The organism is Chryseobacterium sp. SNU WT5, assembly GCF_007362475.1.
Taxonomy (GTDB): Bacteria; Bacteroidota; Bacteroidia; order Flavobacteriales; family Weeksellaceae; genus Kaistella.
This window is the reverse complement of the sequence record NZ_CP041687.1, coordinates 1,682,841-1,706,023: the sequence shown is the minus strand read 5'-3', so window position 1 is coordinate 1,706,023 and position 23,183 is coordinate 1,682,841. Positions and strand designations below refer to the sequence as shown.

23 protein-coding genes are annotated in these 23,183 nt (G+C 34.5%); 18 read left to right on the top strand and 5 right to left on the bottom strand.

The genetic code is table 11. The features are described 5' to 3' along the window. Window position 1 precedes the first annotated feature (1 nt). The 3 genes from asnB to FNJ88_RS08180 are packed head-to-tail and all read left to right on the top strand — an operon-like array spanning window position 2 to window position 3,684. Window positions 2-1,798: an asparagine synthase (glutamine-hydrolyzing) gene (gene asnB / locus FNJ88_RS08190; protein WP_143852712.1), complete on the top strand. Its 1,797-nt coding sequence runs from the start codon at window positions 2-4 to the stop codon at window positions 1,796-1,798. A 5-nt stretch (window positions 1,799-1,803) separates the two neighbouring features. Then, window positions 1,804-2,742, top strand: coding sequence for a glycosyltransferase family 2 protein (locus FNJ88_RS08185; protein ID WP_143852711.1), 939 nt, complete (start codon window positions 1,804-1,806; stop codon window positions 2,740-2,742). Between the two features lie 3 nt (window positions 2,743-2,745). Continuing rightward, window positions 2,746-3,684, top strand: a complete 939-nt coding sequence (locus tag FNJ88_RS08180) for a glycosyltransferase family 2 protein (protein WP_143852710.1) — start codon at window positions 2,746-2,748, stop codon at window positions 3,682-3,684. On the opposite strand, the gene FNJ88_RS08175 is transcribed toward FNJ88_RS08180, so the two are convergent. The 3 genes from FNJ88_RS08175 to FNJ88_RS08165 are packed head-to-tail and all read right to left on the bottom strand — an operon-like array spanning window position 3,676 to window position 6,851. Then, window positions 3,676-4,587, bottom strand: a complete 912-nt coding sequence (locus tag FNJ88_RS08175; RefSeq protein WP_143852709.1) for a hypothetical protein — start codon at window positions 4,585-4,587, stop codon at window positions 3,676-3,678. The genes FNJ88_RS08180 and FNJ88_RS08175 overlap by 9 nt on opposite strands. 49 nt (window positions 4,588-4,636) lie before the next feature. Continuing rightward, the gene (locus FNJ88_RS08170) at window positions 4,637-6,070 is read right to left on the bottom strand and encodes an MBOAT family O-acyltransferase (protein ID WP_143852708.1); all 1,434 of its coding nucleotides are present in this window, start codon (window positions 6,068-6,070) and stop codon (window positions 4,637-4,639) included. Between the two features lie 10 nt (window positions 6,071-6,080). Then, a complete protein-coding gene (locus tag FNJ88_RS08165; protein ID WP_143852707.1) occupies window positions 6,081-6,851 on the bottom strand; it encodes a class I SAM-dependent methyltransferase in 771 nt (256 codons plus the stop codon). Between the two features lie 41 nt (window positions 6,852-6,892). Here FNJ88_RS08165 and FNJ88_RS08160 point away from each other — a divergent pair, with 41 nt between their 5' ends. From FNJ88_RS08160 to FNJ88_RS08110, 11 genes are all read left to right on the top strand, one after another. Beyond that, window positions 6,893-7,819, top strand: a complete 927-nt coding sequence (locus tag FNJ88_RS08160) for a glycosyltransferase (protein WP_228414502.1) — start codon at window positions 6,893-6,895, stop codon at window positions 7,817-7,819. Window positions 7,820-7,889: 70 nt separating this feature from the next. Then, window positions 7,890-8,726 carry a glycosyltransferase family 2 protein gene (locus FNJ88_RS08155; protein WP_143852706.1) on the top strand — a complete coding sequence of 279 codons (837 nt, stop codon included), beginning with the start codon at window positions 7,890-7,892 and terminating at the stop codon, window positions 8,724-8,726. A 96-nt stretch (window positions 8,727-8,822) separates the two neighbouring features. Further along, window positions 8,823-9,875 (top strand): acyltransferase family protein, encoded by a 1,053-nt coding sequence (locus FNJ88_RS08150; RefSeq protein ID WP_143852705.1) that lies wholly within the window; start codon window positions 8,823-8,825, stop codon window positions 9,873-9,875. A gap of 12 nt (window positions 9,876-9,887) precedes the next feature. Beyond that, entirely contained in the window at window positions 9,888-11,048 is a 1,161-nt protein-coding gene (locus tag FNJ88_RS08145) for a glycosyltransferase (protein WP_143852704.1), read from the top strand. A 3-nt stretch (window positions 11,049-11,051) separates the two neighbouring features. Continuing rightward, window positions 11,052-11,612 (top strand): acyltransferase, encoded by a 561-nt coding sequence (locus FNJ88_RS08140; RefSeq protein WP_143852703.1) that lies wholly within the window; start codon window positions 11,052-11,054, stop codon window positions 11,610-11,612. Window positions 11,613-11,615: 3 nt separating this feature from the next. Further along, window positions 11,616-12,806 (top strand): glycosyltransferase, encoded by a 1,191-nt coding sequence (locus FNJ88_RS08135; protein ID WP_143852702.1) that lies wholly within the window; start codon window positions 11,616-11,618, stop codon window positions 12,804-12,806. A 26-nt stretch (window positions 12,807-12,832) separates the two neighbouring features. Continuing rightward, window positions 12,833-13,390 (top strand): serine acetyltransferase, encoded by a 558-nt coding sequence (locus tag FNJ88_RS08130; RefSeq protein ID WP_143852701.1) that lies wholly within the window; start codon window positions 12,833-12,835, stop codon window positions 13,388-13,390. A gap of 107 nt (window positions 13,391-13,497) precedes the next feature. Beyond that, window positions 13,498-14,163 carry a carbonic anhydrase gene (locus FNJ88_RS08125; protein WP_143852700.1) on the top strand — a complete coding sequence of 222 codons (666 nt, stop codon included), beginning with the start codon at window positions 13,498-13,500 and terminating at the stop codon, window positions 14,161-14,163. Between the two features lie 31 nt (window positions 14,164-14,194). Further along, window positions 14,195-14,488 (top strand): hypothetical protein, encoded by a 294-nt coding sequence (locus tag FNJ88_RS08120; protein ID WP_143852699.1) that lies wholly within the window; start codon window positions 14,195-14,197, stop codon window positions 14,486-14,488. Between the two features lie 136 nt (window positions 14,489-14,624). After that, a complete protein-coding gene (locus FNJ88_RS08115; RefSeq protein ID WP_143852698.1) occupies window positions 14,625-16,181 on the top strand; it encodes a SulP family inorganic anion transporter in 1,557 nt (518 codons plus the stop codon). Window positions 16,182-16,219: 38 nt separating this feature from the next. Then, a complete protein-coding gene (locus tag FNJ88_RS08110; RefSeq protein ID WP_143852697.1) occupies window positions 16,220-16,855 on the top strand; it encodes a carbonic anhydrase in 636 nt (211 codons plus the stop codon). 17 nt (window positions 16,856-16,872) lie between these two features. On the opposite strand, the gene pth is transcribed toward FNJ88_RS08110, so the two are convergent. Together pth and mfd are read right to left on the bottom strand one after the other, a co-directional pair. After that, window positions 16,873-17,436, bottom strand: coding sequence for an aminoacyl-tRNA hydrolase (pth, locus tag FNJ88_RS08105; RefSeq protein WP_143852696.1), 564 nt, complete (start codon window positions 17,434-17,436; stop codon window positions 16,873-16,875). Window positions 17,437-17,478: 42 nt separating this feature from the next. Beyond that, window positions 17,479-20,904, bottom strand: coding sequence for a transcription-repair coupling factor (gene mfd, locus FNJ88_RS08100; RefSeq protein WP_143852695.1), 3,426 nt, complete (start codon window positions 20,902-20,904; stop codon window positions 17,479-17,481). Between the two features lie 276 nt (window positions 20,905-21,180). On the opposite strand from mfd, the gene FNJ88_RS08095 reads away from it, so the two are divergent. From FNJ88_RS08095 to FNJ88_RS08080, 4 genes are all read left to right on the top strand, one after another. Beyond that, window positions 21,181-21,609 (top strand): hypothetical protein, encoded by a 429-nt coding sequence (locus FNJ88_RS08095; RefSeq protein WP_228414501.1) that lies wholly within the window; start codon window positions 21,181-21,183, stop codon window positions 21,607-21,609. A 222-nt stretch (window positions 21,610-21,831) separates the two neighbouring features. Then, window positions 21,832-22,095 (top strand): hypothetical protein, encoded by a 264-nt coding sequence (locus FNJ88_RS08090; RefSeq protein ID WP_143852694.1) that lies wholly within the window; start codon window positions 21,832-21,834, stop codon window positions 22,093-22,095. Window positions 22,096-22,162: 67 nt separating this feature from the next. Further along, a complete protein-coding gene (locus FNJ88_RS08085; protein WP_143852693.1) occupies window positions 22,163-22,531 on the top strand; it encodes a hypothetical protein in 369 nt (122 codons plus the stop codon). Then, the gene (locus FNJ88_RS08080) at window positions 22,531-23,142 is read left to right on the top strand and encodes a hypothetical protein (RefSeq protein ID WP_143852692.1); all 612 of its coding nucleotides are present in this window, start codon (window positions 22,531-22,533) and stop codon (window positions 23,140-23,142) included. Before FNJ88_RS08085 ends, FNJ88_RS08080 begins: the two co-directional genes overlap by 1 nt. Window positions 23,143-23,183: the final 41 nt, after the last annotated feature.

Sequence of the window (23,183 nt, the reverse complement as noted above, 5' to 3'; positions counted from 1 at the left end):
CATGTGCGGAATAGCCGGAATCATAACTCCAAACTCTAAAAATTACGCTGAAGAAATTCAGAATATGACCGATGCAATCGCACATCGCGGTCCAGATTCTACACATCATGTATTTTTAGAAAACGCTGCTCTAGGTCACCGGAGATTGTCTATTGTAGATCTTACAGAAACAGGGAAACAACCTATGTTTTCAAATACCGGCAAAGAATGCATCGTACTCAATGGTGAAATATACGGGTATCAAGGTTTAAAGAAAAAATATGCTGATTACGAATACCGCGGAACTTCTGATACAGAAGTTATTCTTGCGATGTATGAAGCAAAAGGAAAGTCATTACTAGATGAGCTTCCCGGAATGTTCGCTTTTGCCATTTGGGACGAAGAAAAACAGGAGTTATTTTGTGCAAGAGACCGATTTGGAGAAAAACCTTTTTACTACGCTCGTGGAAAGAATGGTGAATTTATTTTTGCTTCTGAAATTAAAGCGATTCTGGCTTCTGGATTGATAAAGCCAATCGTGAATCAAGCAGCTATCTCTCATTTTTTACAATATGGTTATGTGAATGCTCAACAAACCATTTATTCTAATATTTTAACGCTTCCTCCCGCTCATTTTTTGGTTTTTGCCAATGATGAAATTCAGCAAAAAAGATATTATAATCTTCCAAAAAATGATTTGAAAATTAATCTTTCTGAAGCCAAAGAAGAATTTTCTCATTTGTTAAAAAACGCGGTTCAAAAACAGTTGATCGCTGATGTAGAAGTGGGTAGTTTTCTGAGTGGCGGCTTAGATTCCTCCACCATTGTTGCAATGGTTAATAAATTCAAATCAAAACAAACGACCATCATTTTCGGATATTCTGGAGAAAAAAGCGAACTGAAATTTGCAGAAGAAATTGCCCGAAAATACAAAACCAATCATATCGAAATTCACGAAAACCGTGGAGATATTGCTGAAGATCTAAAAAAAATATCGCCTTTTTTTGATGAACCATTTGCAGATATGAGCTATACGCCTCAGTTTAAAATTTGCCAGGCTGCTGCAAGACATCTAAAGGTGGTGCTTTCTGGCGATGTGGGTGATGAACTTTTTGGTGGTTATCACTTTTATACGGTGGAACAAGAAATGAAAGATCATTTTTCTTACAATAATGCTTTATTGAAATTTGGCCTGAAACAATTTGGAAAATTTCGGGAAACTTCTTACATCACAAAACAAAATTCGATGTATAAAAATATTCTGGATTTTCATCAAAATAATGTTCGGAATTATTTTTCCAAAACGGAAAGAAATGCTTTGGGAATAAAGACAGATTTTCAGCAGGAATACAGTTTTAACATTAACTCAAATTCTATCAACGACATAATGCGGGTGGATCTGGAAAAATATGTGCCAGGAAATATGCTCATGAAATCTGATCGAATGGCGATGGCAAATTCTCTTGAAGTAAGAACGCCGTTTTTGGATAAAGACTTTGCAGAATTTTGCATTCAACTTCCAGACAATTTAAAATTAAATTCTAACAGAGATAAAATAATTCTGCGGGAAACGATGCAAAATTATTGGACAGAAAACATCAGAAATCGTGGTAAACAAGGATTTGGGTCTTCCGTAGAAAGCTGGTTTGAAGAAGAAAGTCTAATAAAATTATCAGATGAATTACTGAAAAATTCTTCCCACAAAGTTTTTAATTATATCGATTTCAAAACCACCCAAAAACATTTGAATAAAGACAAAAAACATTGGAATTTGTTGCAGTTGGCGATTTGGGCAGAAAATTACAAGGATTTTATTTAAAAAAAATGCTGAAAATAACGGTCATCATTCCGGTTTACAATGCTTCTGCTTTTTTAAAGAAAGCTGTAGAATCTGCCTTGCAGTTTGAGGAAGTAAATGAAATTCTACTGATTGAAGATTGCTCGACGGATGATTCTTTGCAAATCAGTAAGAAATTGGCAGCAGAAAATTCCAAAGTTCAACTTTTTCAACATTCTGACAAAGGAAATCATGGTGCAGGAGCAAGCCGAAATTTAGGACTGGAAAAAGCATCGCAGGATTTCATTGCTTTTTTAGATGCCGATGATTACTATCTTCCAAACCGTTTCAACGCAGAAAGAAAACTCTTTAAAAATGAAAAAATTGAAGGTGTTTTCGGAGCAATCGGAACAGATTTTCTTTCAGAAAAAGGAAAAAAAGAATTTGAAGAAAAATTTAAAAATACAACTTTAACAACTGTTAATTATCCAGCCGAAGGAAAAGAAGTCTTTGACGGATTGCTTGGTCTAACTCCAAAAGTTTTTGGTACTTTTTTTCATTTGAATGCGTTGACGATCCGCAGATCGGCAATCTTAAAAAATAAACTTCGATTTAATGAAAATTTACGCGTACATCAAGATTCTGATTTTATTATAAAACTTTCTTACCAATCCTATTTGAGAAGCGGAACAATTGACAAAGCCGTTGCTATTCGGGGAGTTCATGATAATAATCGCATAACCAAAATTGTGCGCTATTCTGAAAAATATAATCAACGGCAGCTTCTGCTGTGGAGATCTATCTACGAATGGGCAGATTTAAACAATCTTGACCGACCTGCAAAAAACAGGATCTTCCTTATTTACAGGTCGTTTGATCTGGCGGTAAAAAAAGGAATTGATAAATATTTTAATATTTTATGCACCGTGATCAAAGATCCAAAAATTCTCCAAAGCAGGTATCGATTTACCTTTCTTAACCGATAAATCATGAAAATATCCGTCATTACACCGGTTTATAATGCCGAAAAATATGTAACTCAAGCTGTAGAATCGGCTTTACAATTTCCAGAAGTTTGGGAAATTATTTTGGTAGAAGACCGATCTCCCGACAATGCTTTGGAGGTTTGCAAGAATTTGGCAGAAAAATACGATCGTGTGAAACTTTTTCAACATCCCGATCAAAAAAATCATGGAGCCGGAGCTTCCAGAAATTTGGGAATGAAGAACGCAACCGGGGATTTTATTGCATTTTTAGATGCTGATGACTATTACTTACCCAATCGATTTGACTCCGAAAGAAAGCTTTTTAAAAACCCTGAAGTAGAGGGAGTTTATGGCGCCATCGGCGTTCATTATTACAGTGACAAAGCGAAAGAACAGTATTATAAAATTTTCGGAGATCGATTGACCACCGTTTATAAAAATCACGATCCAAGAGATGTTTTTCGTGGTCTTTTGGGAATGAATGGAAGCTTTGGTCTGTTCAGTATTGATGGTTTGACGGTGAGAAAATCTGCATTGGATCGCATGAAACCTTGGATGAAAACGCATCTTCGCTTACATCAGGATTCAGAATTTTTGTACCGACTTTCGTACGAAGTCAATTTATATCCAGGAATTTTAGATAAAGCAGTGGCGAATCGCGGGGTTCATCAAAATAATAGAATTACACAAGTTGATTCTAAAATAATAAAACCAGCAACCACCAGAGTTTTGCTCTGGAAAGAAATGGATAATTGGGCAAAAGATCACCCAGAAATTCCAGCAGATATTAAACTTCATATCCACAGAATGCACCGAAGTTTTACAATAGCAAACGCACCTTTTCTACAAAAATGGGGAATGATTTTAAAATACTTGACGATAGATTTCAAAAGTATTCGATCTGGTTTGTATAATATTAATTTTCGTGAAGATTTATTTTAATTTGATAGAATCTGCGATCTGTTTGGTGAAAACCTTTCCCGATTCTTTGTACATGTGATTTCCGTCGGTATATTGAAATTTCTCTGAATCCGAATTGAAATTTAAATAAGGTATTTTACTCTTCTTTGATAGGTCTAATAATACGTTATCAAATTGGGGATAATAGTCTTTTTCTAAATTTTTAATATTCTTTCCGGAAGGAATACGTACTATATAAACCTTACCATAATTCTTTAAAAAATAGATGGTTTTTTCTAAAGATTCAAGTCTATATTTAGATAAATGTTGTACAGCAACAATTTTCTTATAATCTGCATACTTGTCTTTTTCTCTTTCTGCCACTTCTTGTGGTTTCATAGAAACAGTTACTTCCATCCAGCCATTTTGATGTAAATAAGCATTTGATTTTCCATTGCTTTCTCGATCTCGAAAAATATGATACCATGTCCTGTGAAAATTTCTCGCCAAATATTCATAATTAGGTTTAGAATCATAAGAAGATAGTTTGCGCAATGGAGAGTTGTATTCGGGCAAATCTGAAAATTTATCAGTTCCTTTTGGAATAGAGAGGTTCCACGGATCAACTCCAAGAATGAATATTCCATCTTTTGTTTTAGGATCTAATTTTTTTTTGATGGCACCCAAATAGATTTCACCATAAGGAGAATCTACCACTGTTAAAGCAAAATTATCAAATTTTCGATCAGGCAAATTCTTTCCTAAAATATTTGGATTAATCCCCTGTGCTGCGCGTGAACTTCCCAAGATCATATTATCTGGTTTTGGCGAAGTAAAATGTTGATAATAATTATCTGTGTTTCCGTCTGCAAAACTACCCAATATTAAAAACCACGCTAATACAGGAATTAAAAATAGAAATACTTTAATTAAAAATCTCTTCATCTCAGACACATCTTTACTTTAATTTATTTACACAGAACTTCACCACCATTTAAAACTGGAAATAGATAAATTCATTATTTCCAAAATTTGCATATCTCAAAATTAAAAACATAACGCAGAGATAGAGTGATCTTCTGATCCAAACATTAAATCGCTCAATTTCTAAACCGTGCTCTTGCGTTCTGTTCATCCATTCAAACAAAAGCAAGATGCCTATAAACCCTATTTCTTTCGTGGGGAATTTTGGTGGAATTGAAAGTAAATTCCAGGTAAAGATACTTTCTATATATGAGAAAGCTTGTGACAGATTTTCTGCACGAAAAAAGATCCAGGCAAAACAAACTAAACCAAAAGTGAGTAAAATACTGAAAAACTCTCTAAAATTAGGTATTAACTTGCCTAAAGCTACTGCATCTAAATTACTTCTGTTGGTTTCTCGAAGCAAGAGTGGTAGGAAAAAGAGGGCATTCAAAGTTCCCCAAAAAATAAACGTCCAGTTTGCACCATGCCAAAATCCACTGACGATAAAAATGATGAAAGTGTTTCTGATCTTCATCCATAATCCACCTTTGCTTCCTCCCAATGGTATGTAAAGATAGTCTCTGAACCAAGTGGAAAGTGAAATGTGCCATCTTCGCCAAAATTCCGCAATATCCCGAGAAAAATAAGGATAGTTGAAATTCTTCATCAGATCAAATCCAAATAATCTGGAGGTACCAATTGCGATATCTGAATATCCGGAAAAATCTCCATATATCTGAAATGCAAATAATACCGCACCTAACACCAACGTACTACCGCTTTCATTTTGATAGTTTGCAAAGATCTCATTTACAATGGGTGAACAATTATCTGCAACAACCATTTTTTTGAAAAGTCCCCACAAAATTTGGCGAATTCCGTCTGAAGCTAGTTGGTAATTAAAGTGTCTTTTTTTGTAGAATTGTGGAAGGAGATGCGTTGCCCTTTCAATAGGTCCTGCTACCAGTTGTGGAAAAAAACTTACAAAAGCTGCAAATGCCACGAAATCTTTTGTAGGTTCTAATTTGTTTTTATAAACATCTATGGTATAACTTAAAGTTTGAAAAGTGTAAAAACTAATTCCAACTGGTAGAATAATACTTAAACTTCCTGCGCTAAAACGATAGCCAAAAACAGAAAAAACTTCAATAAAATTATCGAGAAAAAAATTATAGTATTTAAATATTCCTAGAAAACCCAAATTGGTGATGATGCTGATCCACAGTAAGATCTTCCTATGATTCGGCTTTTCATACTTTCCTAATGCAACTCCTAAGGAATAATCTAAAACTGTACTGAATAAAATTAATCCTAAAAATCGCCAATCCCATAAACCGTAAAAATAATAACTTGCAACAACGATCAGTACATTTTGGAACTTCAAATTCTTGTTCGTCACAAACCAATAGAGACCAAATACAATTGGTAGAAAAATTGCGAAATCAAGAGAGTTAAAAAGCATTATGTAAAACTTATTTCACAAAAATCCCAATATACTTCCCTTCAAATTCAACCACCGCAGTATTAAGGGAATTCTTTTCGCAGAAATCCTGGTAGGCAGAATTGTCTCCTATATCATCACTTATGAAAACACCTCCTTTTCTCAAATGACTATAAAGTTCATTGTAAGCCCAGGTTCTTCCCTCATAACTTTTATCAGAATCATAATGAACGACATCAAAAGTGGTATTTTTGGAGAAAATTTTCGGTAAAGATTCTTTGTCCGCATGGCGAAAAAGTTTCCAGTGCGGTTTTAATTCTTCCGGGACGATACAACCAACGTATTGATCACCATTTTGTCCTAAATAAGGCATATCTGAACTGTATAAAGTTCCATTTCTTTTCTCTAAAGATAGCAATGCTGCGAAAGACGACCACCCATAAGCCACTCCTGTTTCTACTACGCTTTTGGCTTGTGTGAATTCACAGGCATGGTAGATTAATTCTAGTGCTCCGGCACCACCCATTTTAATTGGGCATTCTAATTCTTTTTTTACAGCTAGAGATAATTCTGCAGGGAATAATGCTTGAAATCTCTGTGCAGGAATTCCAAAGAGCGTTTGTATGGCCTCTGTTTGTGAAATTGCATTGGACTTTGCCCATTTTTGGGTTTCTTCTTTTCCGCGAAAAGCACTTTTCCTATTAAAAATATTTTTAATAATTTTTCGTCCCAATTCAGGGTAAAGATCCGGACGCTTTGCATAGCCGAAGAAGGTTTTCACAACTCTTTTTAGTTCGCTCACAGTGTTTTAATTATTTTGTAAAAATAGTCAAAATTCCCGTAATGTTAAAAAACGCTGTATATTTGTTTATCATCCATGAAATACAAAAATTTACCAATTTGATGAAGTTTTCAATTCTTATTGCACACTATAATAATGCACGCTTTTTTAAACAATGTTTTGATTCTTTAGTTTCGCAAACCTATACCAATTGGGAAGCAATTATTTTAGATGATGGCTCAAAAGAAGCGGAGAAAAACTTAATTAAAACAATAATTAAAGGTGATCACCGCTTTAATTTTTTTGAAAACCACAACAATCAAGGGGTTGGATTTACAAAAAATAAATTAATTGAATGTGCCACTGGTGAAATTTTAGGATATGTTGATCCCGATGATGCCATACTTCCTACTGCCATTGAAAGGAGTATTTCTGTTTTCAAAAAAGATAAAAAAGCCGTCCTTACCTATTCTCGTTTTATGGCTTGTGACAGAGATTTAAAACCAATTGCAGTTTTTAAAGGAGCAAAACAAGTAGAAAATCATAATCCATATTTCTTTAATTGTCCTATTCAGATTAATCACTTTGTTTGTTTTAGAAAAGAAACTTATGAAGCAACAGAAAAAATGAATCCAGAACTTAAAATTTCAGAAGATCAGGATTTATATTTAAAATTATATGAAAAAGGAAAAGTAGTTTTCATTAACGAAACTAATTACCTTTACAGAGCTCATAGTGGCGGAATTTCACAAAACGATCACAAAACAGCATCTTATGATTATTGGGGAAAAGTAATTTGGGATGCCATGCGAAGACGTAGATTAAAGTCAGTTGGAGGAAGAGAAATCCCATTGAATTATAAAAATTCTGCGGAAATTTTCGAGATGTTACGACTTCAAAATTCGATTTCTAATAAAATAAAAAGGAGACTAAATCTTTTTTACGAATCTTTTTTATCTAATTTCCTTTACAAAATCTTGAAGAATTAATTATATCCGGAAAATACAAATTGAAAAAAGGTAGTATCTTTGTACACATACCTAAACAAAGTTTTTTCTGATGAAATTCTCTATTCTTATTGCCAACTACAATAACGGAAGATACTTTGCAAACTGTTATAATTCTATTCTTGCACAAACTCATGAAAATTGGGAAGTAATTATCATTGATGACGGATCAACTGATGATTCAGTATCAATTATAGAAAACCTCATTAGAGATGATGATCGCTTTTTATTTATGCTAAATGATTCTAATAAAGGCTGTGGATATACAAAAAGACGCACCTTAGAATTGGCTTCTGGTGAAATTTGTGGATTTTTGGATCCGGATGATGCAATTACTGCGAATGCGCTAGAACTATCGATCGCTCAATATAAAAATAATAAAATAATCGCAACCTATTCCAAAATCACATTTTGCGATGAAAATCTTGAACCTGTACAAGATTTTAAAAAAATCAAGAAAATATATAATTCTACATATTTTTTTAACTGTCCGACTCAGCTGAATGCTTTCTTTACATTTTTAAAAGAAGCGTATAGTAAAACAGAAGGTATAAATCCAAATTTACAATCAGCGGTAGATCAAGATTTATATTTGAAAATTTTGGAACATGGAAATGTCGTTTACATAAAAGAAAATTTATACCTATACCGACGACATAATGCTGGAATTTCGCAGGATTTATCGAAAAACAAAGCCAAAGAAAATTTTGCTAAAGTAATCTTTGAGACATTTAAAAGACGAAATATCAAAAAGATCAACGGTGTAAAAATTCCTGAGAATTACCCTGGATCAAAGGAAGTGTTCTCACTTTTGAATTATCAAAACTCAATCATCTACCGACTAAAGTTAAAGGTGATGATTTTACTACAACATTTACAAAAATTATAATATTACGATAGTTTAAATGGGAAATAATTTAGATATTATAAAACCTGTATTGCAAGTAGAATTTAATAATGTCATTATTAATAATTTTAATAAGTAATGTCGAAAGATAATTCACTAAAACAATTTATCCCCGCGCTCACTGGTTATCGCGCAATCGCTGCTTGGATGATTTTTGTGCTCCACTTTTTTCCGTCTAATAATCCTTTGGCACCAGAGTATTTGAAATCTTTCGTTAAAGAATTGCATATTGGAGTAGATATGTTTTTCGTGTTGAGTGGATTTTTAATTACATTCCGGTATTTTGATCAACATCCTATCAATTTTAAAAAATATATGGTGAATCGATTTGCGAGAATTTACCCGATGTATTTTATGGTTACCCTTGGCGTATTTGCTGTATTTCTTTTACAAAATGGAAATTGGAATTCAGAAAAAACGATAGAAGCAATCCTGAGTTTTACAATGACAAAAGCACTTTTTCAAAAGTATTTTTTCAGCGCAGGAATTTCTCAAGGCTGGACGTTAACGTTAGAAGAACTCTTCTACATAACAGCACCTTTCTATTTTATTTTGCTGCGGAAAAAATCATACTGGTTTTTTGTTTTGCCAGTACTTATTTTTCTTTTCGGTCTTGTACTTAAAGTGGTTTCGCAAACACCAGAAAACACTTGGGGATTTATGCAGAAAAATATTTCCTACTACATTTTTGAATTTTTTATAGGGATCGGTTTAGCTTTAATGGTGAATAATAAATTAAAGCTAAAATTAAAAGGGACGACTTACTTTGGAATATCGTTTATCATTTTGTTTCTATTGACACTTCCCACCAATTATACAGAATCTGACTGGATGAAAGCTGCGATGGCTATTTTGCTTTGTAGCTTTGGTATAGCGCCGTTAATATGGGGTTTGATTTTCGAAGACACTTTCATAAAACGTTTCCTATCCTCAAAACTTATGGTTCTATTGGGGAAAAGTTCCTATATATTTTATTTAATTCACAAAGGTTTTATACCCATGCTGATTTATGATTATATCGCGGAAAATGTTTTACTCATTTTTGTTTTACTTAATATTTTATCCATCATCATGTTTAAATATTTAGAAGAACCATTAAATTTATGGATTCGTAAAAAGTTTGCAAAATAAAATTTAAGGTTAATGCCAAACTCTAGAAAAATCAAAATTTTATTCCGCCACCGTTCCATGGAAATGGGTGGCGTAGAAAAAGTGATGCTGAGCTTACTCAATAATTTGGATCAAGAAAAATTTGAGTTGACCGTTCTTTTAAATCTGAATCAGGGAGAATTGCGAAATGAATTTCCCTCGCATGTTAGAAAAGTATATTTGACTGATGGTAAAGAAGATTTTTCAAAAAACATTTTACTACGAAAACTCCAACTTCTAAAAAGAAAAAATAAACTAGAGAAACTCCGTAAAAACCCTAGTATTATTGATCACCATTATCTTACCGAATCATTTGATGTAGAAATCGCGATGACTTACAATGATTTCGAGTCTGTCCTGAATTCTACGAATAAAAATTCTAAGAAAATTGGGTGGTTTCACTCTGAGATTGATTTGCCAAAATTGCAACCATTAGTCCCCACAATTTTAGAGCAGTTCCCACAGTTCGATTACATGATCTACTGTTCAGAAAAAATAAAGACAATTATGCATTCGGTTTATCCTCAACTTCAATATCCTCAGGAAAGCGTAATTATCAACGCGATTCCCATTGAAGAGATCAAAAAGAAATCCGACGAAAAAATAAATGATTTACCAAAAAGTCCTGTTTTTGTGTCTGTCGGCAGATTGCATACCAGAAAAGGGTTTCATCTATTAATGGATGCACATGCAAAATTAATAAAGGAAGGATTTGATCATTCGGTGATAATCATTGGCGATGGAGAAGAACTTCCTAATTTATTAGAGCAACAAAAGAAATTAGGAGTCGAGAAAACATATTTATTTTTAGGAAACAAGATGAATCCATATCCATACATCAAAAATGCCGATTTCTTCATCATGTCATCCGAATCGGAAGCCTGGCCATTGGTTATTGCCGAGGCACTTATCTTACAAAAACCTATTATCGCGACGAAAGTTGGCGATGTTGAAATGATGATTAAAGACCGAGAAACCGGTTATTTGATTGACTATAACACAGAAGATATTTACAGTGCAATGAAAGAATTTTTGACCAATCAACCACTGGTAGAAAGTCTCAAAATAAATCTACAAGAAATTGAGCAAGAATTTGACAATCAAAAAATCTTTAATGAGATTGAAGAAATCATTCTTAATTTAGCAAAAAACTAAGTTATGATTCTTTTGTACCGAATTATTTTAAAATTAAATACGACTTACGATCGCTTCATACAGAACATTTATCTTAAAATCTGTATTGCAAAAGGTTTGAAAGTAGGCGAGAAAGTTCGTTTTGTAGAAGTTCCTCAGTTTGGAACGGAACCTTTTTTAATTGAAATCGGTGACGAGACTACTTTCTCTAATAACGTCCGGTTTGTAAATCATGATGGCGGCCAAAATGCGCTTCATTTTTTGGAGAAATATAAAGACGTAAGAACTTTCGGACGTATAAAAATCGGAAAACAATGTCTCATCGGGGCCGATACGATTATTATGCCCGGAGTTGAAATGCAAGACAATTGCATTTTAGGTGCTGGCTCTATTTTAACCACCTCAACACGTAAAGGGTCTGTTTATGCTGGTGTTCCCGCGAAATTCATCTGTACGATCGAAGAATATGGTGACAAACTACTAGCGCATAATGTGATGTATCCGCGAGAATTAGAAAAGGTTCGTCCTAATTTAGATGCCTATATCAAAGAAAATCTCCCACACACCTATAAACCGATAAAATAATCAATGGCTGCGAAAAAGAAAGTCCTTATCAGAATTGGTTCTCTTCGTCATGGTGGTGCAGAAAAAGTGTTGGTTACCTTTCTCAAAAATTTACCGACAGACAAATATGAAATTGACCTTTTATTGAATTTGTATTCAGGGAAATATCTTACCGAGGTTCCTAGTTGGGTTAACGTTTTGTATCTGAACAAAGGAGAGATGATTACCACCAATCGTATTCAAGATTTGCCGGAAAAGGCTTTTCGGGTTTTGTATCAAAAAGTTTTCAAAATTTTTCCTCAACTTCTTTATCAATTTATTTTAAAAGGAAAAAAATACGATATCGAATTTGCAGCTATCCACGGAATGCGTGATGAAATACTAAATTCTCCGGTAAAATCATCCAAAAAAATTATCTGGATTCACAACGATTTAAAGAAAACAGAATTCCACAACTATACCGACGAAGAGTTTCGAAAGTTTTTTGGATTTGATAAAATTATGGTAATCTCTGAGAAAATTCAAGAGGATTTTGAAACTTTAGCCGAAAATGAAGAGGAAAAGAGTAAAATAGTTAGGATTTATAATCCTTTGGACACTGACGAAATTTTAAGAAAGTCCGAAGTCGAAAGGATAAAGTCAGTAGGTGAACTCGATACTCCGAACTCCGAACTTTCAGCCATCAACTATCAATCAACATTTATTTCAGTTGGGACCGTTTTCCCCCAAAAAGGATTTGACCGACTACTGAAAGTTCATAAACAGCTTCTAGACGAAGGTCATCATCACAAAATCTTAATTGTTGGTGATGGTTATGACTTCGAAAACATCAAAAAATTAAAAGGCGAATTAGGCGTTTCTGAAACAGCTACTCTGTTGGGTTTCACAGACAATCCTTATCCTCACATTAAAAATGCAGATTTCTATATTTTAAGTTCCAGATATGAAGGATTTCCAACGGTTTTATTTGAAGCCATTACTTTAAAAAAGAAAATTATTGCGACTGATGTCTCTGGCGTACGGGAAATGTTGAAAGTTGGAGAACTTGGTTTAATCGTTGAGAATTCTGAAGACGGAATTTATGAAGGAATGAAAAAAGCCCTTCAGAATCCTGACAGTTTTAAGCAATATGAACATCATTTGAAAGATTATCAAATGCCATTTAATCTTGAAAACTCGGTGAATTCTATCATTAAAATAATAGATGATTTATAAAATCATTTTAATTTATCTTTGTGTTTATGTCGAATCATTCTGTACTTCAAAAAGATTTTTATCGCGAAAGTGGCAAATGGCTTTCTACCTTTCAAATCTGGAAAAAATGCTTCAGCCCGAATTTGCATTTTATTTATCTTTTACGAACGACACAGAAATATGCGAAGAGTACTTTTTTAGGTAAAATCTGGCGCTTAATTTTGCGACATTATCAAATTAAATATGGCTTTCAAATTTATCCTGAAACCGAAATTGGCGAAGGATTATACCTCGGACATTGGGGTGCTTTGGTTATTAATCCAAAAGTAAAAATTGGCAAAAACTGTAATATTGCGCAAGGCGTAACCATTGCGCAAGCAAATAGAGGAAAGAATGAAGGAGTGCCAACAATTGGTGATGAAGTTTGGATTGGACCCAACGCAGTGATCGTTGGCAATATTACGATTGGAGACAATGTTTTAATCGGACCAAACGCCTACGTAAATTGCGATATCCCTTCGAACACAGTCGTAGTAGGAAATCCTGCCAGTTTTACGATCAACGAAAAGGCAACTTCTGGTTATATTAATCATAAGATCGATTAAAAATAAAGGAAATTAAAATCCTTAAATCTTTTATATTCAATTTTTACCACTTATTTTTACAGTCGTAATTCTGTAAGACACAACAACCTTAAACCAAATACTACTCGATGAAAAAATCCTACGAAGTCATTTTCAAAAATAATAAAAAATGGCTGGAATCTCAGCTGGCCGAAAATCCTGATTTTTTTAAAACACTTGCTGCCACACAAACTCCTGAATATTTATATATCGGATGTTCGGACAGTCGAGTTTCGGCAGAAGAAATGATGGGCATGAAACCAGGAGAATTATTTGTCCACCGTAATATCGCCAATGTGGTGAATACTTTGGATATGAGTTCAACCGCCGTGATTCAATATGCTGTTGAACATTTGCAAGTAAAACACATCATCGTTTGTGGACATTACGGTTGCGGTGGTATTAAAGCAGCGATGACACCAGAAGACTTGGGCCTTTTAAATCCGTGGTTGCGAACGATCCGTGACGTATACCGCTTGCATCAAGCAGAATTAGATTCAATTGAAGACGAGCAATTACGCTACGATCGCTTGGTAGAATTGAATGTTCAGGAACAATGTATCAACGTTATAAAAATGGCTTCAGTTCAAGAAGAATATATCATAGATGAATATCCGATTGTACATGGCTGGGTTTTTGATATGAAGACGGGAAAAATAATTGATTTAGATATTGATTTTGAGAAAATTTTGAAAGACATTCAAAAAATATACAATCTGACCAACTCAGAATGGGTGATGAGTAGAAAGAAATAATTCAACCTCATCTAGTTATTTAAAGTTTTCTATGAAATTTTGGAGTATTATTACATTAACGGTCTTTTTGAATTTTATGGCTTTACCAAGTATTGCCACGCTTTTCAATTGGGATTTGCCTGCGAGTAATATGATCATTTCTGAAGAAGAAACACAACACTCACCTTTGGTTATCAATGAAAAAACACTTCCAAACACTTTAAGTGTAAATGATTTTCTGAAATTTTTTAAAGGAGATTTATTAGGTAAATCTTTCATTCTTGCAAATGACTCTATTCATTTGTCGCCGTTTCTGGCTATTTTTTCACCTCCTCCGGAAGCTTAATTTTTTATCATAAGACCTCAAATACTCCAATCAAATTGATTAGGGAAGTATTATTTTGACTAAAAAATTAAATTTCAATCTATTGTAATTGTTGCGATTACCATTGCACAAGTACAAGACAAAACTTTTTCAAAAAATGAAAAAAGCAATCTCATTAATAGGAGGAATAAAAGAAAATTTTCCTTCAGGACTCGTCGTTTTTTTAGTAGCACTTCCGCTCTGCTTGGGAATTGCGTTGGCATCAGGAGCACCGCCACTTTCCGGTATTATAGCAGGAATTATCGGTGGCTTAGTTGTTGGATATTTAAGCAATTCCAATGTTTCAGTTTCCGGTCCTGCTGCGGGTTTAACTGCGATTGTACTTACAGCAATCACCGATTTAGGAGCCTTTGAACTCTTTCTTTGTGCAGGAATTATTGCCGGACTTTTACAATTAATTTTAGGATTTGTAAAAGCAGGAAGCATATCCAATTACTTCCCCAACAACATTATCGAAGGAATGTTGGCGGGAATTGGAATCATCATCATTTTAACTCAAATCCCGCATGCACTCGGATTCGACAAAGATGCCAGTTACTTTTCAGAATTAATTGCAGGAATTCATCCGGGAGCAATAATGGTCACCTTAGTTTCTATCGGAATTCTTTTGGCCTGGGACAAAGTTCCGTCGCTTAAAAAGATGAAAATGATTCCCGGAGCTTTGGTTGCTGTTGCTGCTGGAATTTTATTGAATTATATTTTTAAAATTTCCGGAAGTTCTCTCGCAATCGGGGCTGAACATTTGGTATCCTTACCAATACCGCAAAGTGCAGCAGATTTCAAAAACCTCATTATTTTTCCTGATGTTCAGGGTTTTTTAAACCCGAAAGTTTGGATTGTAGGTGCCACAATTGCGGTGGTTGCTTCCATTGAAACCCTTTTGTGTATTGAAGCTTCCGATCGTTTGGATGCTCATCGACGAATTACTGACACTAATCTCGAACTTCGTGCACAGGGAATTGGTAATTTAATCAGTTCCGCCATCGGAGGATTACCGATGACTTCAGTTGTGGTACGAAGTTCTGCCAATGCAAATGCTGGAGCGACTTCAAAAAGTTCAGCCATGATTCATGGCGCGCTTTTATTGATCTGTGCACTTTCTATTCCTTTTATTTTGAATTTAATTCCGTTGGCAACTTTAGCAGCGGTGTTGATTTTAGTAGGATACAAACTGGCAAAACCTGCCACCATTATTCATTTTTGGAAGAAAGGAAAATATCAGTTTATCCCATTTATTGCGACCCTTATTGCGGTGGTATTCCTTGATTTATTAAAAGGAGTTGGGATTGGTTTGCTCATTTCGGTATTCTATATTCTACAAGGAAATATGAAAAGAGCCTATTATTTGAGTCGCGAACAGTTGGATGAAGCTGATGAAATCAAAATAAAATTAGCGGAAGAAGTTTCCTTTCTGAATAAAGCCGCCATCAAAAAAACTTTGAAGAACGTTAAACAGCATTCAATTGTAACAATCGACGCGAGAGGAACGTCCTACATCGCGACAGATATTGTAGATATGATCGAGGATTTTGCGAATATTCGAGCAAAAGAGGAAGATATCGAAGTGAGATTAATTGGTTTTAAAACTTCCTACAAAGAATATGCAGAAGATAAAGATTCTCACGTAATCATCGCACACAGACGATCAATGTAATTCAAAACTCAAAGTAAAATTTAAGAATAAAAAAAATAATGAAAGCACATACATTAGAAACACAATCGACCATTTCTCCAAATAAAGCCCTACAATTTTTAAAAGAAGGTAATCACCGATTTGTTAGCAATCTAAAAATGAACAGAAACTTGCTCGAACAAGTAAACGACACCAGAGAAGGTCAATTCCCTTTTGCCGTAATATTAAGTTGTATTGATAGCCGAACCTCCGCAGAATTGCTTTTCGATCAAGGTTTGGGAGATATTTTCAGCATAAGAATTGCAGGAAATTTCGTGAATCAGGACATTTTGGGATCCATGGAATTTGGTTGCAAAATCGCAGGATGCAAATTGATCGTCGTTTTGGGTCATTCCAAATGTGGCGCGCTAAAAGGAGGTTTGGATGCACGAAATATTGAAAATTTAGGAATGGAAAACCTCAGCCATTTGATTGGTCATTTTGAAGGTTGCATCAATGAGATAATCAATGAAAACGAAGAGCGATCTTCCTATAATGAAGATTTGCTGGAACGCTTGAACGTTTGTAATATTCAACGAACCATCAAAGAAATTCGGCAACAAAGTTCTACCTTAAATAAAATGGAACAAGAAGGCAGTATAAAAATCGTGGGCGCTAATTATTGTGTAGAAAGCGGTGCTGTAAACTGGTTGTAACCAATAATTAAAAATAATTATTTCCCGTTAAAAGCTGTCATGGCATTTTGGATTCCTGCAAAAACAAATGACAGACACGCCTTAGAAAACTTCTCGATTCGTTCGGGAAGTTTTTCTTTTTCTTCCCCCTCCCATTTTCCTAAAACATAATCGACTTGTTTCCCTTCCGAAAATTCCGCAGAAATTCCGAATCTTAACCGTGGGTAATTTTGAGTTTGCAGTTGTTCCTGAATACTTTTCAAACCGTTGTGTCCCGCATCAGAACCTTTCATTTTCATTCTTAAAGTTCCAAATGGCAAAGACAAATCGTCGGTAACAATCATTAAATTTTCTACGGGAATATTTTCCTTTTGCATCCAAAATTTCACCGCATTTCCGGAAAGATTCATGTAGGTATCTGGTTTTAAAATAAAAACTTTTCGTCCTTTGTATTTCCCTTCTGCCAGCAAACCAAAGTTGGATGATTTAAAAGGTGCGGCAATGGTTTCGGCAATTTTTTCGGCAACTTTAAACCCTACATTATGCCGGGTTTCTGCGTATTCTTCGCCTTTATTTCCTAGACCAACGATGAGGTATTTCATATTAAAAATTGATATCAGCAAAAGTACTATTTTTTTAGAAATTTAGGTCACTGAATGATTCCCTAAAATCCTTTCCAAAACAGAATTCACTTCATCTACATTTTGTACATTCTCTTTCCGCATCATTAATTGATTTCCTTCTTTGCTTGTTTTTTCTTTTAAGGTTGCTTCCCTCGGATTCTTTGATAAATAAGAAATAATATTCTTAAATTTTTCACTTTGATAAAACTTATCCTGAGGATTTGGCGGGAAATATCCGAGGAAGATACCATTCTTCACCACAATTTTATCAAAGCCAATTTCGGCCGCAATCCATTTTAATTCCACTGATTTTAAAAGATTAATCGCTTCTGATGGTAAAGCTCCAAAACGGTCGATTAATTCCAATTCTAATTGGTACAAGTCTTCTTTGTTTTCAATTTCTGCTAATTTTTGATACAAAGACAATCGCTCTTCAATACTTTGAACATAAGAATCAGGTAACATTAATTCTAAATCCGTATCAATATTAACTTCCTTGGTTGACTTAAAGAGTTTTTTACGATCTTCTTCATTATCAAATAAATCTTCGAACTCCTCATCATTCTGTAATTCTTCCAGCGCTTCCTGCATAATTTTTTGGTAGGTATCAAATCCCATTTCATTAATGAAACCACTTTGTTCACCACCTAATAAATCACCTGCACCCCGAATTTCTAAATCTTTCATAGCAATCTGAAAACCACTTCCCAGATCAGAAAACTGTTCAATAGCTTCTAATCTCTTTCGGGCATCAGACGAGACCATATCGAAAGGCGGTGTAATTAAAAAACAAAAAGCCTTCCTGTTACTCCTACCAACCCGACCACGCATCTGGTGAACATCTGCCATCCCAAAACGTTGTGCATCATTAATAAAAATCGTATTTGCGTTGGGCACATCTACTCCACTTTCTATAATTGTCGTGGAAACTAAAACATCATATTTGCCCTCCATAAAATCGAGAACATTCCGTTCAAGCTGTTTGCCTTCCATTTGTCCGTGACCAGTAATTACTTTCGCATCAGGCACTAACCGCTGGATCAGGCCCGCGATATCTTTCAGATTTTCAATTCTATTATTAATAAAATAAACCTGACCATCCCGTTGAAGTTCGTAAGAAATAGCATCCCGTATCATCTCCTCATCAAATCCTACGATTTGCGTATCAACAGGTTGCCGGTTCGGTGGGGGCGTTTTAATGACCGATAAATCTCTGGCTGCCATCAAAGAGAATTGCAAAGTCCTCGGAATCGGCGTCGCAGTTAATGTTAGCGTGTCTATATTACTCTTAATGGTTTTTAGTTTATCTTTTACTGCGACGCCAAATTTATGCTCTTCATCAATAATTAATAAACCTAAATCTTTAAATTTTACACTACTCCCAACCAATTGATGCGTTCCAATTACGATATCAATTTTACCGGATTTTAATCCTTCTAAAGTCTCCGCTTTTTGTTTCGCAGTCCGAAAACGATTCATATAAGAAATCTCAACTGGGAAATCCTTTAATCTTTCCTTAAAACTTCGGTAATGCTGAAAAGCTAAAATCGTTGTCGGAACTAAAATAGCTACCTGTTTACCATCAGTTGCAGCTTTGAAGGCTGCTCGAATTGCTATTTCTGTTTTCCCAAAACCTACATCACCACAGATTAAACGATCCATCACCGTATCATTTTCCATATCCGTTTTTACATCAACTGTCGCTTTTTCCTGATCGGGTGTATCTTCATAAATAAAACTGGCTTCCAGTTCATTTTGCAAATAAGTATCTGGTGTAAAAGCAAAACCTTTCGCCGTTTTTCGCTCGGCATAGAGCCGAATCAAATCAAAAGCAATCTGTTTTACTTTCGCTTTTGTTTTTTGTTTCAAAGTTTTCCATGCCGGCGATCCCAACTTTGATAAAACGATTTCCCGTCCGTCGGGTCCATTGTATTTTGAAATTTTATTGAGAGAGTGAATACTTACATAAAGTAAATCTCCATTTTTATAAACGAGTTTAAAACATTCCTGAATCTTTCCATTATTATTAACTTTCACCAATCCCATAAACTTACCGATACCGTGGTCGATATGCGTAATATAATCGCCGACTTTCATCTGCATTAAATCTTTCAGCGTAATCTGTTCCGATTTCGCAAAAGAGTTTTTGGCTTTAAATCTTTGATAACGATCAAAGATCTGGTGATCCGTATAAACTGATATTTTATGGTCAAGATCGATAAATCCCTCATGAAGTTCAGATTTGAAAGACTTGAATAAAACCTTCGATTCTTTCTCTAAAGATTGGTTAATATTCTCTATCGAAGAACGCTGCTGCGCAGATAATTCTTCAAAAATAGATTCTAATCGCTCTTTCTGCTTTTCGGTGGAAAAGGAAATCCATGTTTCAAAACCGTTATTCTGTTTTTCCTCTAGATCTTCCAGTAATAATTCAAACTTTTTATGAAAGCTTGGTTGCGGAGTTTGATTCAACTGAATTATTGCAGCATCGCTTTCTTTAACTTCCTGTAAAGTAAAATCGATCCATTCAAATTTATTGATATCGTTAATAAATTCCTCTTCCGAAACAAAAAGTTCATTTGGTTTTTGATGTCTGATTTCTGTACCTAAAGTGCCGAACTTTACTTCTGCTTTTTCATAGAAACTTTTAATAAAATTAAAACCCACAAAAGCATTCTTAGTAATTACAACTAAATCTTTCGGTGCTAAATCAAACAACGATACTTTCTTCCCTACTCCAGAAAAATTCATATTTGAAACCAACTGAAATTCTTTAATTCTTTCTTTCGAAAGTTGGGTTTCGATATCAAAAGTTTTGATACTTTCTACTTCATTTCCAAAAAAATTAATTCGATACGGCTCCTCATTAGAATAAGAAAAAACATCTACAATACCTCCCCGAACTGAAAACTCTCCTGGTTCCGAAACGAAATCGGTATGATTGAAATTAAACTGATGCAATAATTCTTCAGTAAAATCAAAATCTAACTGATCACCAGTTTTGATCGTATGAGAAATTGCTTTAAAATCTTCTTTCTTCATCACTCTTTCCGCTAGAGAAGAAAATGAAGCGATCATCACTCTGGGTTTTTTATCCGTATGGATTCGGTTCAAAACCTCAGTTCTTAAAACCAAATTGGCATTTTGAGTTTTCTCAATTTGATAAGGCTCCAGATGAGTGGGCGGAAAATAGAGCACATTTTCCTTACCTAATAGATCCTCTAATTCCGCTGTAATATATAAAGCATCTTCCCGATCATCTGTTAAAAACAAAAGAGATTTCTTTTTGATCAGAAATAACTCTGCGGCGAAGACGGCTGGTGAGGATCCTGCAAAGGATTTTACAGCAAGGTGCTTATTGTGATCGAGTTGCGTGATCAGTTCTTTTCCAAAACCTAAATGAAGGAGTTCGGGAAGAAATGTTTCGGTAATTTTTTTTAACTGCATATAATTCTGACGCTAAATAATCGTCTTTAAAATGAATCGGCCCTAAACGGGAAAAGCGATTTCGGGAGTATTCCGAAATCGTTTGAAAGGACAAATTTAGGAATTATTTCTATTACACTCGCATCCGTAGAAGAAGGTTTAATTACAGCTCAAATGCCTCCTCCAACTTATAAAGTTTCCTAAAAAGTATTAACATCCTATTAAAATTAAGAATTTCTGAAGTCACGGCATTAATTTTGGAAAGTTGTCTCCATCAAAATAAAAATAAAAAATATTATGAAGTCAACAATTTTAGAAAACTCTGGCAAATCAACTCGTAAAAATATCCTAAAATATTTAGGATTAGTTCTTCTTGTTTTTTCAATGTTCGCAATTTCCTCTTGCAGAAGTGACGATGATCCGGTAGACAACGATTTCTTCGCAGGAACATACAAAGGTAGCATTGCATACAATGATGTTTCTACAGATCTTTCCAAAGACAACGGAAGTGTTTTCGTAACGAAGATCGCGAGTGGGACAAAATATAATTTTAGATTTTCTGACGGAATTCCAGACTTAAATGGTGTGGAATTTAATAAGCAAGGCGATAACGTTTTGGTAATGGTAGGTTCTACTGGCACCGCTTATATAAGAATAGATAACAATACTTTGAAAATAGCTTATACGAAAGACGGAAAAACCTGGACCGCTAACTGTACAAGATAATTTACAAATATTACAGAACTAGAATTGCTTCAATTTTTGAGGCAATTTTTTTGTTAAAACTTACAATACCGAATACTTAACCTTCAAAAACGAAACAAATTAACAATCATCCTCTTCGTTAAAGTTTGGTTAAATCATTCAACAACAATAATTGATCTTGTTATTTGTTTATTTTTACTTTGTTGAAAATCAACACAACACCAATTTGAACCTTAGAAGAAAATGAAAAAATTATTAACAGTATTGTCTTTGGTTTTAGGACTGGGACTCGCTACCGCACAACAAGTTACTCCGCAACAGACAACACCTCCTCCACCGCCAAAAGCTGAGCAAATGCAAACTGCGAAACCAGCAGTAGCAACAAAAACAACCAATAAAAATTCTGCGATAAAAATGAAAAAGGATGGAACTCCCGATAAAAGATATAAGGCAAACGAACATCTGAAAAAAGACGGAACCCCTGACAAAAGATTCAAAAAAAAATAGTTAATTTCATCTAACTAATAAGCCTCACTGTTATTTTGATGCTTTTTTATTATCTTTAAAAAATATTATGAAACTCTTTTATCACATTCTCAGTTCCTTTGTGCTCATTCTCATTATCAGCTGTAATTCCGAAAACCGCGATAATTCCCGCGCCTATGTTGAAGGTAAAATAACTGGAACACAAGCTGTACTTTCCAAAGCAACGGTCAGTATTAAAAGCGATGGCAAAAATGTAGCTGAAGTAATTCCTAATGCTTCTGGAAATTTCACTTTATCCGGACCGTTACTGAACGATTCATTTACTTTAGTACTCAATACAAAAATTAAATCATTCTCTACTACTAAGCTTGGTTGCACACTGTCAACCGATTCTCTACAAATTCAAATTCCAGTGGGCACCACTTATATCACCTTCAATGAAATAAAACTAGAATAATGAGAATTGCACTTTTACTCTTTCTTGGAATCTCATCTTTATACACTGGACAGAAAAAGAAATATGGTCCCGACGTAGTTTCTAATATCGAGGTGAAAATCATTGCAATGAAGCCCATTGGAAACAATCATCTGTCGAAATTGCTGACTCCTTTTTATGGTTACGGGTTTGGAGCTAATTTAATGACACCAATTAATTTCGGAATTGGGCTGGATTATAACCTATTGTATGCGAATGTTAAGTATGGTGAACAGAATCTTTATGGAAATATAGGCTCGCCGACTATTGCGAATATCGACCTTTATTTAACCCACCGCGAAATGATATCGGAGGATTTCTCAATAGAAGAAATGGCTGGATTTAGTTATTATCGCCAAACTAATTTATTAGTGGACGCAAAAAGTCAGAAGACAAAGGATAATGCAACCGGTTTTAATTTGGGCGGAAAAGCGTTATACACGTTAGATCGTGAAGGATATCAACAGGTTTTTGTTGCCGCGAAAGTCAATTTCTATTTCACTAACGTTTACAACGAGAATGCTGAGATCAAAAAATTCTACAACCATTCTACTTTTTTTAGTTTAAACGTAGGTTATCGCTATAATTTCTAAGAAAAGAGTAATAGCACCAACCATTTATCCCGGGCGTTTTG

What these genes read in the sequence shown, in the direction of transcription:
- FNJ88_RS08155 (WP_143852706.1), top strand. Translation starts at nt 7,890, where the DNA reads ATGAAATTCTCTATTCTTATTGCCAACTACAATAACGGAAGATACTTT.
- FNJ88_RS08160 (WP_228414502.1), top strand. Translation starts at nt 6,893, where the DNA reads ATGTTAAAAAACGCTGTATATTTGTTTATCATCCATGAAATACAAAAA.
- FNJ88_RS08185 (WP_143852711.1), top strand. Translation starts at nt 1,804, where the DNA reads ATGCTGAAAATAACGGTCATCATTCCGGTTTACAATGCTTCTGCTTTT.
- FNJ88_RS08090 (WP_143852694.1), top strand. Translation starts at nt 21,832, where the DNA reads ATGAAAAAATTATTAACAGTATTGTCTTTGGTTTTAGGACTGGGACTC.
- FNJ88_RS08120 (WP_143852699.1), top strand. Translation starts at nt 14,195, where the DNA reads ATGAAATTTTGGAGTATTATTACATTAACGGTCTTTTTGAATTTTATG.
- FNJ88_RS08115 (WP_143852698.1), top strand. Translation starts at nt 14,625, where the DNA reads ATGAAAAAAGCAATCTCATTAATAGGAGGAATAAAAGAAAATTTTCCT.
- mfd (WP_143852695.1), bottom strand. Translation starts at nt 20,904, where the DNA reads ATGCAGTTAAAAAAAATTACCGAAACATTTCTTCCCGAACTCCTTCAT.
- FNJ88_RS08175 (WP_143852709.1), bottom strand. Translation starts at nt 4,587, where the DNA reads ATGAAGAGATTTTTAATTAAAGTATTTCTATTTTTAATTCCTGTATTA.
- FNJ88_RS08095 (WP_228414501.1), top strand. Translation starts at nt 21,181, where the DNA reads ATGAAGTCAACAATTTTAGAAAACTCTGGCAAATCAACTCGTAAAAAT.
- asnB (WP_143852712.1), top strand. Translation starts at nt 2, where the DNA reads ATGTGCGGAATAGCCGGAATCATAACTCCAAACTCTAAAAATTACGCT.
- FNJ88_RS08140 (WP_143852703.1), top strand. Translation starts at nt 11,052, where the DNA reads ATGATTCTTTTGTACCGAATTATTTTAAAATTAAATACGACTTACGAT.
- FNJ88_RS08085 (WP_143852693.1), top strand. Translation starts at nt 22,163, where the DNA reads ATGAAACTCTTTTATCACATTCTCAGTTCCTTTGTGCTCATTCTCATT.
- FNJ88_RS08080 (WP_143852692.1), top strand. Translation starts at nt 22,531, where the DNA reads ATGAGAATTGCACTTTTACTCTTTCTTGGAATCTCATCTTTATACACT.
- FNJ88_RS08130 (WP_143852701.1), top strand. Translation starts at nt 12,833, where the DNA reads ATGTCGAATCATTCTGTACTTCAAAAAGATTTTTATCGCGAAAGTGGC.
- FNJ88_RS08135 (WP_143852702.1), top strand. Translation starts at nt 11,616, where the DNA reads ATGGCTGCGAAAAAGAAAGTCCTTATCAGAATTGGTTCTCTTCGTCAT.
- pth (WP_143852696.1), bottom strand. Translation starts at nt 17,436, where the DNA reads ATGAAATACCTCATCGTTGGTCTAGGAAATAAAGGCGAAGAATACGCA.
- FNJ88_RS08125 (WP_143852700.1), top strand. Translation starts at nt 13,498, where the DNA reads ATGAAAAAATCCTACGAAGTCATTTTCAAAAATAATAAAAAATGGCTG.
- FNJ88_RS08150 (WP_143852705.1), top strand. Translation starts at nt 8,823, where the DNA reads ATGTCGAAAGATAATTCACTAAAACAATTTATCCCCGCGCTCACTGGT.
- FNJ88_RS08180 (WP_143852710.1), top strand. Translation starts at nt 2,746, where the DNA reads ATGAAAATATCCGTCATTACACCGGTTTATAATGCCGAAAAATATGTA.
- FNJ88_RS08145 (WP_143852704.1), top strand. Translation starts at nt 9,888, where the DNA reads ATGCCAAACTCTAGAAAAATCAAAATTTTATTCCGCCACCGTTCCATG.
- FNJ88_RS08170 (WP_143852708.1), bottom strand. Translation starts at nt 6,070, where the DNA reads ATGCTTTTTAACTCTCTTGATTTCGCAATTTTTCTACCAATTGTATTT.
- FNJ88_RS08110 (WP_143852697.1), top strand. Translation starts at nt 16,220, where the DNA reads ATGAAAGCACATACATTAGAAACACAATCGACCATTTCTCCAAATAAA.